Here is an 11,883-nt window from a genome sequence, read left to right on the forward strand (position 1 = left end):
GCGATGACCCACTGCCCGTACTGCGCGCTGCAGTGCGCCACACTGCTCTCCGGCGCCGACGCACCCTCGGCGACCGTACGCCCGGACCCCGTGTTCCCCGTCAACCGGGGCGGGTTGTGCCAGAAGGGCTGGACGGCGCCCGAGGTACTGCGGGCCCCCGACCGGCTGCGCGCCCCGATGGTGCGCGGCCCGGACGGCGAGCTGACGCCGACGGACTGGGACGACGCCCTCGACCTGGTGGCCGATCGCCTGCGCGAGCTGCGCGCCCGGCACGGTGCCGACGCGGTCGGTGTGTTCGGCAGCGGCGGTCTGACCAACGAAAAGGCTTACGCACTGGGCAAGTTCGCCAGGGTGGCGCTCGCCACCAGCCAGATCGACTACAACGGCCGCTTCTGCATGTCCTCGGCGGCCGCGGCCGCGAACGCGGCCTTCGGCCTCGACCGCGGACTGCCGTTTCCCGTAAGCGACCTGGGCGAGGCGGACGTCGTCCTGCTCGCCGGGTCCAATCCGGCCGAGACCATGCCACCGCTGATGCGCCATCTGGAACGGCCGCAGCTGATCGTGATCGATCCGCGGGCCACCCGGACCGCCGAACGCGCCGCGCTGCACCTGCGGCCCGCGCCCGGCACCGACCTCGCCCTGGCCCTGGGTCTGCTGCACCTCGCGGTCACCGAGGGACGACTCGACGAGGACTACGTCAAGGAGCGGACCGCCGGCTTCGAAGAGGCCTGGCAGCAGGCGGTGGGGTGGTGGCCGGAACAGGTCGAGCGGATCACCGGGGTGCCCGCCTCGGACCAGCGCGAGGCGGTGCGGCTGCTGGCCGAGGCGCCGCGGGCGTACGTACTGACCGGGCGCGGCGCCGAGCAGCACAGCAAGGGCTCCGACACAGCCGCGGCCTTCGTCAACCTGGCGCTCGCACTCGGCCTTCCGGGCCGGATCGGCAGCGGCTACGGCACCCTCACCGGCCAGGGCAACGGGCAGGGCGGCCGCGAGCACGGGCAGAAGGCCGACCAGCTGCCCGGCTACCGCATGATCACCGATCCTGACGCGCGGGCCCATGTGGCAGGGGTCTGGGGGGTGGACGCCGAGGCACTGCCGGGCCCGGGGCGCAGCGCCTACGAACTCCTCGACGCGCTCGGCACCGCGCAAGGGCCCCGGGCGCTCCTGGTGTTCGGGTCCAATCCCGTGGTCTCCGCCCCTCGCGCCGCGCACGTCGCCGACCGGCTCTCCGCCCTCGATCTGCTGGTCGTCGCCGACTTCGTGCCCTCCGAGACCGCGGCGCTCGCCGATGTGGTGCTGCCCGTCGCGCAGTGGGCCGAGGAGGAAGGAACGATGACCAACCTGGAGGGCCGGGTGCTGCGCCGCCGCCCCCTGCTCAGCCCCCCGCCGGGGGTACGGACCGACCTGGAGGTCCTGCGGGGGCTCGCCGTGCGTCTGGGCCAGCCCGCGCATCGGTTCCCCACCGCGCCCCGGGAGGTCTTCGCCGAGCTGCGCCGCGCCTCGGCCGGCGGCCGGGCCGACTACTCCGGCATCAGCTACGACCGGCTGGACGCGGGCGAGGCCCTGCACTGGCCGTGCCCGGAGGGCGACGGGGCACACCCGGGCACGCCGCGGCTCTTCCTCGACCGCTTCGCGCATCCGGACGGGCGGGCGCGGTTCGCGCCGGTGGACCACCGGCCCTCCGCCGCCGTCCCGGACGCCACGTTCCCACTGCTCGCGACGACCGGCCGGCTGCTCGCCCACTACCAGTCGGGCGCGCAGACCCGGCGCGTCCCCGCCCTGCTGGCCGCCGCGCCCGCCCCCTTCGTCGAGGTGCACCCCGACACCGCTCTGCGGTACGGGCTCGCCGACGGCGAACCGGCCGTGGTGCGTTCGGCCCACGGCAGCGTCGAGGCGCGGGTGCGGCTGTCCCGGGCGCTGCGCGCCGACACGGTGTTCCTGCCCTTCCACTTTCCGGGGCCGGGCGCCGCCAATCTGCTCACCGGTTCCGCGCTCGATCCCCGCAGCAGGATGCCGGAGTTCAAGGTGACCGCGGTCGCCGTCACGCCCTCGGTCGCCGCAGACCCCACCGGAGATGAGGCACCGTGAGGACCATCGTCGTCGCCGGCAACGGCCCGGCCGCCCACCGTCTCGCCCGGCAGCTGCGCCGGCGCGGCCACCGCGGTGCCCTGACCCTGGTAGGCGCGGAGCCGGTACCGGCCTACAACCGTGCGCTGCTCGGCTCGGTCCTCGACGGGGCCCTGCGGCCGCGGCAGCTGGCGCTGCCGGCGCTGCCGGACGACGTGCGGGTGGTGACGGGCACCCGGATCACCTCGGTCGACCGCGCCCACCGGGTGGCGCACACCGACGACGGCTGCCGCCTCCCCTACGACACCCTGGTGCTGGCCACCGGTGCCCGCCCCCGCATCCCGGAGGTGCCCGGAGTGCGCACCGCGTCCGGTGCCCTGTCCGAAGGGGTGCGCACGGTCCGCACCGCGGCCGACTGCGGTCCCGCCGTGGAAGGTCCCGTGGTGGTGCTGGGGGCGGGGTGCTCGGCGTCGAGACGGCCCTGGCGCTGCGCCGTGCCGGCCATGAGACGGCTCTGGTGCATCCGTCCGCACATCCCCTGGACGACCGTCTCGACGCCACGGCCGGCGCCATGCTCACCGAGCGGCTGGCCTCTCGTGGTGTCCTCGTCCACCTGGGCCGCAGCGCTGTCCAGTACCTCCCCGGCAAGCTGCTGCTCGACGACGGGCAGATCGTCGGGGCGTCGACCCTGCTGCTGTGCACCGGCACCACCCCCGACACGGAACTGGCCGCGTCCTGCGGGCTGACGGTCCGCGGGGGCGTCCTGGTGGACGGGCTGCTGCGGACCGACGACCCGTTCGTCCACGCGATCGGCGACTGCGTGTCCTTCCCCGGAGCGCCGCACGGCTCCCTCACACACGCCTGGGAGCAGGCGGACGCCCTGGCCCGGATCCTCACCGAGGGCCCGTCCGCCCCCTACCGCCCCGGCGGACGGTCGCTGCGTCTGCGCGGCCCCGGCACGGACGTCCTGGTTCTCGGCGGCCCCGAGGGCGACGCGGACGGGACAGTGCCCTTCGACGAGACGGTGTCCTTCGTCGACCGGGCGGGCGGCCGCTACGCCCGGCTGGTCCTGCGCGGCGGCCGGGTCGGCCATGCGGTGCTGCTGGGCCTCTCCCCCGCCGTCGCCGCCGTGAGCCAGCTCTACGACCGGGACGCTCCGCTGCCGCCCGACCGGTTGGCGCTGCTGCTCGGCAGGGACGACGAGTACGCCGGCGGCGCCGAGCCGCCGGACCACCTGGTGGTCTGCCACTGCAACAACGTCACCAGGAAGGACCTCACCGACGCGTTTCACCAGGGGGCGCACGACGTCACGGCGCTCGCCGGCGCCACCCGCGCGACCACGGGCTGCGGAAGCTGCGCCCCGGTGGTCCGATCGCTGTGCGCGACCCTCGGCAGGCGCGCCGACGACCGGAGCCGCGCCGCCGACGACAGCCGCACGGACGCCAAGAGACAAGGGAGCACACCCCCATGACCCGCACGCTCGTCGTCGTCGGTCACGGAATGGCCGGGCATCGACTCGCCGAGGAGATGCTGAAGGACCCCGCGCAGGAACGCTGGCGGATCGTGGTGCTCGGCGAGGAGCCGCGGCCTGCGTACGACCGGGTCGCGCTCTCCTCGCTGCTGGGCGGGCGCACCGCTGACCAGCTCGGTCTGGCGGCACCTGGGTTTCTCGGTGACCCGCGGCTCGAGCTGCGACTGGGCACGCCCGTGACCGGTGCCGACCGGCGGGCGCGCACCGTCAGCTGTGCGGACGGGTCCCGGGTCGGATACGACGCGCTGGTCCTGGCCACCGGTTCTCGGCCGTTCGTGCCGCCGGTGCCGGGACACGACCTGCCCGGGTGCTTCGTCTACCGGACGGTGGAGGATGTCGAGGCCATCCGCGCCGCGGCCGTCCCCGGCCGTCCCGCCGTGGTGGTCGGCGGCGGTCTGCTCGGTCTGGAGGCCGTGGGCGGCCTTCGGCGGCTCGGGATGCGGACCCATGTCGTGGAACTGGCGCCCTGGCTGATGTCCCAGCAGATCGACGCCGGCGGCGGCCGGGTCCTCGCCCGGCTGATCGGGCGACTCGGGGTACGGGTGCACTGCGGCCGGACCCTGCGCACGGTCGAACCGGGGCCGGACGGGCGGGTGCGCGGGGTGGCCCTCGACGACGGCACCGCACTGGACACCCCGCTCGTGGTCTTCTCGGCCGGTGTCCGGCCCCGGGACGACCTCGCCGCCCCCCTCGGTCTCGCACGGGGCGAGCGTGGCGGCTTCCTGGTGGACGAGCACTGCCGCACCGCGGACGAGCGCGTCTGGGCGATCGGAGAGTGCGCCGCGGTGGCCGGGCGCTGCGTCGGCCTGGCCGCCCCCGGCTACCGGATGGCCGAGAGCGTCGCACGCCGGCTGCTCCACGGCGCTGGCCCCGCCCTCACCGGCGCCGACACCTCGGCCAGGCTGAAACTCCTGGGCGTGGACGTCGCCGGGTTCGGTGACGCCCATGCCCGTTCCGAGGGGGCGCTGGAGTTCATCCGGGACGACCACGGCGCGGGCAGCTACGCCAAGGTGGTCCTCGCAGCGGACGGCCGGACCCTGCTCGGCGGTGTCCTCGCGGGAGACGCCCGCGCCTACCCGGCGCTACGGGCCCTGCTCGGCCGGGAACTTCCGATGGCACCGGAGCGGTTGCTCACCGAGGCGCAGCGCTGACCCGGGACACGCCGAACGGCACGACCGGTACGGGGAGCCTGCCGGGCGCCCGGGAGGGAAGGGGCGCCCGGCAGGCTGGTCGGGTCCACGCGTCCGGGGGGGACGGACAGGGAGGGCGGACCCGCGTTCTCGAGGCGTGTCAGCCGTCGTAGGGACGGCGCGCCTTGGCCTCCTTGGTGGCCGTCGCCCACCAGCTGAGCTTGTCCCACAGCACCTTCGCCGCCGCCTCGGCGTCGGTCGGGTCGATCAGCGCGCCGTTCTCGTCGAACTGCCCCCACGGGCCGTGGAAGCTGACGGCGTCGCGCACCGGGACCGCGTGCAGCTCGGTGAAGATGTGCTTGAGCTGCTGGACCGCGCGCAGACCGCCGGCCAGGCCGCCGTAGCCGACGAAACCGACCGGCTTCGCGTGCCACTCCATCTGCGTCCAGTCCGCGGCCACCTTCAGCGATGCCGGGAAGCTGTGGTTGTACTCCGGGGTCACGATGACGAAGCCGTCGGCCTCGGCGAGCCGCGCTGAGAACGCGCGGTGCATCTCGGCGACCTCGGGGGTCGGTTCGTCGGTGAGGGCGGTCGGCAGCGGGAAGTCCGCCAGGTCGATCAGGTCGGTCTCGACGTCATCGCGCTGGGCGGCGGTACTGATGAACCAGTTGGCGATCGTCGGGCCGAAGCGCCCTTTTCGGACGCTCGCCAGGATCACGGCCACACGGATACGCTCGCTCGACATTCCAGTCCCCATTCACGGCTCCACAGCGGTTCATTTGCTTGACCAACAGTCAAACAAACCCGCATGCGGGTTTTCAATCGCCATCGAAGACTTCGATGAGCCGGCAGGTGGGGACCTGCGGACCACGCGGCGCAGGCCCGGCGGAGGCCGGATACGCGTCGCACCGCGAGAGCGTATCCGGCCTCCGCCGGGCGACCTGTGCCTTCACCGGTGGCCTCCGCCGCCAGTGCTGCGTCAGGCAGGGTTTGCCCGTCAAGGAGCGGCGTCCGGTGCGGTAAATCGCAAGGCGCCGGATCGACCTCGTAGTGGGCCGACTCGGTTGATCCGGCAACGCCGCGAGTCGCCGCGCCGGGCGCCGCGACGGGGCGAACGCTGCCTGATGCGGCACTAGCGGGAGGCCTGCGGCTCCTGCACGGCGTCCCGCTCCGCCCTGATGGACTCGGCCAGCAGACGGGCCAGTTCGAGCCGCTTGATCTTCGCGGTCGCGGTGCGCGGCAGCTCGGCGAGGGTGCGCTGGAGCGGCTCGGCCAACGGCGGCTGGTCGGCGACGGCCGCGGCCCAGCGGGCCGGGTCGAGAGGCCTGTCGCCACGGGTGCAGACGACCGGGATGGCCTCCTGGTCCGGACCGGGCACGATGACCAGCTCGGTCAGCTCCTCCAACCTGTGCAGCACCGCGTCCTCGACCTCGAGCGTGGAGTCGATGCCGGGGATGACGTCGACCTCGCGGTCCAGCAGGTGCAGACAGCCCCACCTGGTGCGGTACCCGACGTCGCCGCCGCGCCACCACTCGCCGATGACCTGCTTGTCGAAGCGCTCCTGCTCGCCGAAGTACGTCAGCGCACGGCCTGCCGTGGAGACGTCGATGTAGCCGGGCGACTCCTTGGTCGGCGGCTTCCCGTCCCGGCTCACCAGCCGGTACTTGGTCATGCCGGGCGTCGGATAGCCCTGGCAGCGGCCGTCGGCCTTCAGGGCGTTCCGGCGGCGGTACGTACGGGCCGCCAGCGGACCGCACTCGCTCTGCCCGTACACCTGCAGGAAGACGGGGTGGTCCCGGTCGGTCGCGTGCAGGAACTTGTGCATGGTGCTGGGGTGGATCGCGTCGAAGGTGCTGTTGAAGTACTTGACGTTGGAGATGGGCCGGCGGGGGTCGTCCAGCATCGCCTCCCACTCCAGGAACGAGTTGGGGTGGGTCTCCAAAACGCCTGGCCGGTGCTTGACGAGGACATCGGCCACATGCGCCGGAGAGGCGTCGTTCATGAACACCATGGGCATGCCGCGCAATTGCAGGACAGCCAGCCCGAGATACATGCGCGAGTGCACGTAGGACACGTGCATGGCGACGGTCTCGCGCTTGCGGATCATCCGGACGACCTTGTTCTGCCAGTTGCCGCGGGCGCCGAGCGAACGCGCCGAATGGACCACCAGCTTCGGGATGCCGGTGGTGCCGGAGGTGTGCGTCATCAGTGCCGGCTGGTCCGGGGCGAGCAACACCGGCTGACGCTCCGGCGCCCCGGCGAAGTCGGCGAGCGGGACGGCGCCGGGGTACGACCCCACCGCCGTGAGGACCCGCGTCGTCAGCTCCGCGAGTGGCGAGCCGGCCAGCTCACCGGACAGCTTGGCCTCGTCGGTGAGGAGCGTGGAGCCCTGGAGCCGCTGCAGGAGCTTGTCGATGGTGGGGCCGTCCAGATGAGGCGAGAGCATCACCGGCACCGCGCCGATCCGGGCGACGGCGCAGGCGAGGACGGTGATGTCGAAGTTGGAGGTCTTGTAGATGGCGACATGCTCGCTGGGCCGCACCCCGGCGGCCCAGAGCCGGTTGGCGGTCTCCGCGACATGGCCGGCGAACTCCCTGACGGTCAGCTTGCGGCCGGCCTCGGGGAAGGCCTCCATGTCGTGGTCAAGAGTGATCGGGGTGTTGCCGTGCTTCACGGCGGCACGGTCGGACATCACCCCGAGGTACAGGAACTTCTTGCTCTGCGGAACCTTGAACATCAGGATTTCTTCCCCATCTTGAAGTCGACTCGCGAACTCAGGCATCGCTCCCTATTAAATTGCCACGGCGCGCAGGCACGAAGAAGTCGTGACCCGGTAATGCGTCAGCTCGGTCCGAACGGCCCAAAGGGCACGCAGCGGGAAGGCCGGACCGCCGTGCCGCGGTCCGGCCTTCCCGGAATTGCGTGAGGGGGTGCCTTCACGCCTTGCGCAGACCCGTTCGCAGGGCCTCGGCCACCTCGAGGGTCCGCACGGTCTGGTAGCCGACGGCAGCGAGGTTGTCGTCCGTGACGTTCTGCGCCAGGTGACCGGGAATGGCCTGCAGCCCGGAGGTGGCGCTCACGCCGTACGGATTGCCGTTGCTCGGCGTCAGCAGGATGTCGTCGGTCACGCCGGGCGGCACGATGATCGCGCCCCAGTGGTAGAAGACGTTGCTGAGGGACAGGACGGTGGACTCCTGGCCGCCGTGCGGGGTACCCGTCGACGTGAACACGGACATCGCCTTGTTCATCAGGCCGCGCCGGGCGTGCAGCTCGAAAGTCTGGTCGATGAAGTGCTTGAGGGGTCCCGCGAGCAGGCCGTACCGTCCCGGGGTGCCCCAGACGACCGCGTCGGCCCAGTCCAGGTCGTCGATCGTGGCCACCTCGACGTCCCGGCTCGCGCTGACGTGCTCGGTGTTCGCCTGGGACCATTCCTTGTAGTTGGGCGCGAGCGGCTCATCGGTGATCTCGGCGACCCGGCGAAGGCGCACCTCGGCCCCGGCCTTGTCGGCCGCCTCCGCCGCGGCGACGGCCATCTTGTGAATATTGCCGGTGGCCGAGTAGTAAACGATGGCGACCTTGGTCATGAGCGTACTGCTCCTTTGCTGGGGTGCTCGCGCCGAAGCCGGCTGCGAACTCAATACTTTCTGGCTACTATATCGACGACATATCCTGTCGTGGATAGCGGCACCCGCCAGGAGAATGCGAATAATCCGTCAAGTCAGCCGCGCTCGACACCGGGCGGGTTGTCGATGACATAGCGCCAGAGCCCGTCGGAGCCGCGCCGCGCCACATCGGTGGCCGTACCCTCGATGTGCACCTGCTCACCGTCCGGCTTGGTGCCGTCGATGACGAAGTCGCCTATCACCAGGGCGATGTCGTCGTAGACGTACGTGTGCCGGACCGAGATGTCTATGGGGACGCCGAGGCTCAGAAAGCTGCTGGTGGCCTGGCGGCGTCCGTCGCCGGTCACGACGACGCCGGGGGTGAGCACGCGTACCGCCTCGGGCTCGAAGAGCCGGTCGATCGCGTCAAGATCTTTGGCGTTGAAGGCTTCCACGAAGACTTCAGGCAGTTGTGCCGGATCGCTGACAGCCATTCTCGCTCCTGTGTGAAGAGTTCGGTCGGAGGACGGCAGAGCGCCCGTCCGTCCCCGTCGCTGCGCAGGGCGGGGCCGGAGTAAGGCTTCGCGGTACGTGCGGTTGCTCCGTCGTGCGGTGGGTGGGGTGGTGCGACTGCTCCGTCATGCCGTGGATCGGTGGAGCCGCACGACGGTAGAGCGGGGTGTCAGTCGAGTTGGACGCCGGTGCTGCCCTCCGGCAGTACCGGCGGCGTGGGCAACCGGTCGAGACGGAAGCCGAAGTACCTCTCGTACGCGGCCAGGACGGCGGCGTCGTCCGCCAGCACCTGCCGCGTGCGCTCGCCCCGCTCGGTGCGGGTCAGCACGTTGCCCTTCAGCGTGACGCGGCCCTCGATCGTGGGCAGCGAGCAGAAAAGGTCCTGGCGGAAGGGGGAACCCGGGCAGGTCCGGAACCACCACAGGGTGGGGCCGAAGTCCTCGATCCGGCACGGCCTGGGGTCCACCAGGTACAGCGGCGTTCCGTCCAGGTCGAGTTGCAGCCCTTCGGCCGTCTCGTGCAGCTCATAGCTGCCGTGCGGATCCTGCTGCGGCCCGGCGAGGCCGATCCGCAGCGGCCGCCGGCTGTTGCGGCGGAACCCGGCGTCGACGAGCCAGGAGGAGCCGTCGGGCAGGTCGACGCGGAGCACCAGATGGCCCTGGCGCGAGCCGAGGCCGTCGGGCCGGTGGACCTGCGCGGGCAGGATGCTCACGGTGTACCCCAGGGCTTCGAGGAGGAGCCCGAGTGCCGGATTGATCTCGTAGCAGCCACCGCCACGGCGCAGGTGCACGATCTTGTCCAGGACCCGTTCGTCCATGACGATGTCGGTGTCCTGGTCGAAGTGGTAGTCCAGGTTCTCGAACGGCACCGAGAGAACGTGGCGTTCCTGCAGCCGCCGCAGTGCCGCCGAATCGGCCCGCTCGGGGCGCTCGGCCCCGATGCGTTCCAGATAGGCGTCCACCAGGCTCTCGCCGATCACGACGCACTCACTTCCCTTCCCACTTCCCGTCCCACTTGCCTTCCCACTTGCCTTCCCATTTCCCGTCCCACTTCGCGTCGGTCCTGCCGCGACCGGCCTCAGCCGGCGGAGGGGACGGGGGCCGGGACGGACACGGTGGCGGATGTGTTGAGCGCCGCGGCGACCTCGATCGTGCGGCGGGTCTGGTAGGCCATGGCGCCGACGTTCTCCTCATGGATGAACCCGGGGCGGTTGCCCGCGACGGTGCCGGCGCCGTACGGGTTGCCGTTGTTCTTCTCGTAGAGGACGGCATCGGTGGAGCCGGTCGCCACGATGACCGATCCCCAGTGGCAGATCGCGTTGTGCAGGGCGAGGATCGTGGTCACCTGGCCGCCGTGCTCGGCGGAGCCGGAGGCGAAGGCGGAGACGGCCTTGTTGAGCAGCTTCCCGGGGATGGAGAGCGCCGAGGTGGTGTTGATGAACTGCATCAACTGCGGTGCGGCCAGGCCGAAGTGCACCGGCGAGCCGAGCAGGATGGCATCCGCCCACTCCAGGTCGTCCAGGCTTGCCTCGGGTATGTCCGCGGTGGCTGCGGCGTGCTCCTTCGAACCGGCCCGGCCGGTGGCGGCGAACTCCGCGACCCGGCGCAGGCGGACCTCGGCGCCTTCCTTGGCGGCCGCCTCGGCGGCGGCCTCGGCGAGCCGGTGGGTCGAGCCGGTCGAGGAGTAGTAGATGACGGCGACATTGGTCATAGTCAAGGGCTCCCTGAGCATACGGAGGGTGCGGCGGATGAGGACGCAACGAATGGTGTTGCGGCGGGCCGGGCCGTCGCAATGACGTGCCCGGCAGTACGTCAAGTCCTGCGGGCGGCCCGCACGGCGAGGCCGACGCCGAAGGCGGCGACGGCGAGAGCCACCGCCAGGACCAGCGCGAGCTGGCCGAACCCGTCCAGGATTCCCGGGAGTTGGGCGCCCGCCCCGGCCCCCACGTTCAGCGTGAAGCCGTACAGGGCGATGGCGGTGGTCTGCGCGGCCCCGGCCTGGCTGCCGACGGCCTGGATGAGGGCGGGTCCGAGCGTGGAGAAGCCCAGCATGAAGACGAACAGGGCGCCACCCAGCATTACCGCGTCGCCCCCGCCGTAGCCGACGGCGAGCATCGTGGCGCCGATCACGGCGAGCGCGCCGAACGCACGGTGCTGGGCCTTGAAGCGGCCGAGCGCGGGCGCGAGCAGGACTGCGATGACCAGCGCCGGCAGGGCGCTGGCGCGCAGCGCGAGCATGGCGGCCCCGCTGTCCGCCACCCCCGGGGGCCCGTAGAGCTCCACGCCGGTGTAGAGCGCGGTGAGGGCGCCCGCACCGACGAGGATGACCAGGTACAGCGGCACGACGCGGCCCGACAGCGCGCCGCGGGTGGCGTCGCGGCCGGCGGTGGGCCGCACGACGGCGGGCACGAACGGCGGGTCGGGAAGCAGCACCCGCCAGGTGACGGCGGCACCGGCCACCAGCAGTGGCACAGTCACCCAGAACACCGAGGTCCAGCCGAGCAGCGACTCCAGGAGCTGCGCCTCGACCTGGCCGAGTACCACGGTGGCGCCCATGCAGGCGGAGACCACGGTCAGGGCGAGCGGAACACTCTCCTTCGCGACGCGGGCGTGGACGTACGCGTACGCCATCGGGATGAAGGAGCCGGCGAACAGCCCCTGGAAGGCGCGCAGGGCGACACCGGTACTCAGGTCGGAGACGAGCGGCACCAGGGCCGTGACGACGGCCATCGCGAGGACGTTGGCGACCATCACGGTGCGCCGCCCCCAGCGGTTGGAGAGCGGCCCGCTGACGAGCGAGCCCACGGCGTGGGCGAGGGCGAAGGCGGTGGTGGACAGGGCGGCCGACGCGGTCGGGACCTGCCACGCGTCCGCGACCTGCGGCATCAGCGGGATGGTCACATACATCTGCCCGACCACGAGCACGCCCATCAGGGACACCGTCGCCACGGTCGCGGCGAGCGGTGCCGTCTTCGAAGTCGCCTCGACGACCTTTGAGTTCGGCATACAACGATCCTCTTGGCGGGCGGGGCGGGGCGACA

The 11,883-nt window shown here is 72.0% G+C and carries 10 protein-coding genes and 1 pseudogene; 4 read left to right on the plus strand and 7 right to left on the minus strand.

The window, feature by feature from the left end:
- The first annotated feature begins 3 nt into the window (after window positions 1-3).
- From FEF34_RS03860 to FEF34_RS03870, 4 genes and pseudogenes are all read left to right on the plus strand, one after another.
- A complete protein-coding gene (locus tag FEF34_RS03860; RefSeq protein WP_138057268.1) occupies window positions 4-2,088 on the plus strand; it encodes a molybdopterin oxidoreductase family protein in 2,085 nt (694 codons plus the stop codon).
- A pseudogene (locus tag FEF34_RS42540) lies at window positions 2,085-2,845 on the plus strand (NAD(P)/FAD-dependent oxidoreductase); the annotation flags it as partial. The gene FEF34_RS03860 and the pseudogene FEF34_RS42540, both read left to right, overlap by 4 nt.
- A gap of 459 nt (window positions 2,846-3,304) precedes the next feature.
- Window positions 3,305-3,538 (plus strand): (2Fe-2S)-binding protein, encoded by a 234-nt coding sequence (locus FEF34_RS42545; RefSeq protein ID WP_234043051.1) that lies wholly within the window; start codon window positions 3,305-3,307, stop codon window positions 3,536-3,538.
- On the plus strand, window positions 3,535-4,749 hold the full coding sequence (locus FEF34_RS03870; RefSeq protein WP_138051863.1) for an NAD(P)/FAD-dependent oxidoreductase: 1,215 nt from the start codon (window positions 3,535-3,537) through the stop codon (window positions 4,747-4,749). The genes FEF34_RS42545 and FEF34_RS03870 overlap by 4 nt, the downstream gene beginning before the upstream one ends.
- A gap of 139 nt (window positions 4,750-4,888) precedes the next feature.
- On the opposite strand, the gene FEF34_RS03875 is transcribed toward FEF34_RS03870, so the two are convergent.
- The 7 genes from FEF34_RS03875 to FEF34_RS03905 form a co-directional block, all read right to left on the minus strand.
- Complete coding sequence (locus tag FEF34_RS03875) at window positions 4,889-5,473, minus strand: NADPH-dependent FMN reductase (protein ID WP_138051864.1); 585 nt, start codon at window positions 5,471-5,473, stop codon at window positions 4,889-4,891.
- A 387-nt stretch (window positions 5,474-5,860) separates the two neighbouring features.
- Window positions 5,861-7,465: a class I adenylate-forming enzyme family protein gene (locus FEF34_RS03880; RefSeq protein ID WP_138051865.1), complete on the minus strand. Its 1,605-nt coding sequence runs from the start codon at window positions 7,463-7,465 to the stop codon at window positions 5,861-5,863.
- 199 nt (window positions 7,466-7,664) lie between these two features.
- Complete coding sequence (locus FEF34_RS03885) at window positions 7,665-8,312, minus strand: NAD(P)H-dependent oxidoreductase (RefSeq protein WP_138051866.1); 648 nt, start codon at window positions 8,310-8,312, stop codon at window positions 7,665-7,667.
- Between the two features lie 134 nt (window positions 8,313-8,446).
- Window positions 8,447-8,824 (minus strand): YybH family protein, encoded by a 378-nt coding sequence (locus tag FEF34_RS03890; protein ID WP_138051867.1) that lies wholly within the window; start codon window positions 8,822-8,824, stop codon window positions 8,447-8,449.
- A 188-nt stretch (window positions 8,825-9,012) separates the two neighbouring features.
- Window positions 9,013-9,822, minus strand: coding sequence for an arylamine N-acetyltransferase family protein (locus tag FEF34_RS03895; protein WP_138051868.1), 810 nt, complete (start codon window positions 9,820-9,822; stop codon window positions 9,013-9,015).
- 98 nt (window positions 9,823-9,920) lie between these two features.
- Window positions 9,921-10,553 (minus strand): NAD(P)H-dependent oxidoreductase, encoded by a 633-nt coding sequence (locus tag FEF34_RS03900; protein ID WP_138051869.1) that lies wholly within the window; start codon window positions 10,551-10,553, stop codon window positions 9,921-9,923.
- 101 nt (window positions 10,554-10,654) lie between these two features.
- Window positions 10,655-11,848 (minus strand): MFS transporter, encoded by a 1,194-nt coding sequence (locus FEF34_RS03905; protein WP_138051870.1) that lies wholly within the window; start codon window positions 11,846-11,848, stop codon window positions 10,655-10,657.
- Between the last annotated feature and the right edge of the window lie 35 nt (window positions 11,849-11,883).

Origin of the sequence: Streptomyces marianii (assembly GCF_005795905.1) — a bacterium.
Taxonomy (GTDB): domain Bacteria; phylum Actinomycetota; class Actinomycetes; order Streptomycetales; family Streptomycetaceae; genus Streptomyces; species Streptomyces marianii.

Excerpts from the sequence above, each read along its gene's own strand:
- FEF34_RS03860 (WP_138057268.1), top strand. The coding sequence starts at position 4 with ATGACCCACTGCCCGTACTGCGCGCTGCAGTGCGCCACACTGCTCTCC.
- FEF34_RS03870 (WP_138051863.1), top strand. The coding sequence starts at position 3,535 with ATGACCCGCACGCTCGTCGTCGTCGGTCACGGAATGGCCGGGCATCGA.
- FEF34_RS03875 (WP_138051864.1), bottom strand. The coding sequence starts at position 5,473 with ATGTCGAGCGAGCGTATCCGTGTGGCCGTGATCCTGGCGAGCGTCCGA.
- FEF34_RS03880 (WP_138051865.1), bottom strand. The coding sequence starts at position 7,465 with ATGTTCAAGGTTCCGCAGAGCAAGAAGTTCCTGTACCTCGGGGTGATG.
- FEF34_RS03885 (WP_138051866.1), bottom strand. The coding sequence starts at position 8,312 with ATGACCAAGGTCGCCATCGTTTACTACTCGGCCACCGGCAATATTCAC.
- FEF34_RS03890 (WP_138051867.1), bottom strand. The coding sequence starts at position 8,824 with ATGGCTGTCAGCGATCCGGCACAACTGCCTGAAGTCTTCGTGGAAGCC.
- FEF34_RS03900 (WP_138051869.1), bottom strand. The coding sequence starts at position 10,553 with ATGACCAATGTCGCCGTCATCTACTACTCCTCGACCGGCTCGACCCAC.
- FEF34_RS03905 (WP_138051870.1), bottom strand. The coding sequence starts at position 11,848 with ATGCCGAACTCAAAGGTCGTCGAGGCGACTTCGAAGACGGCACCGCTC.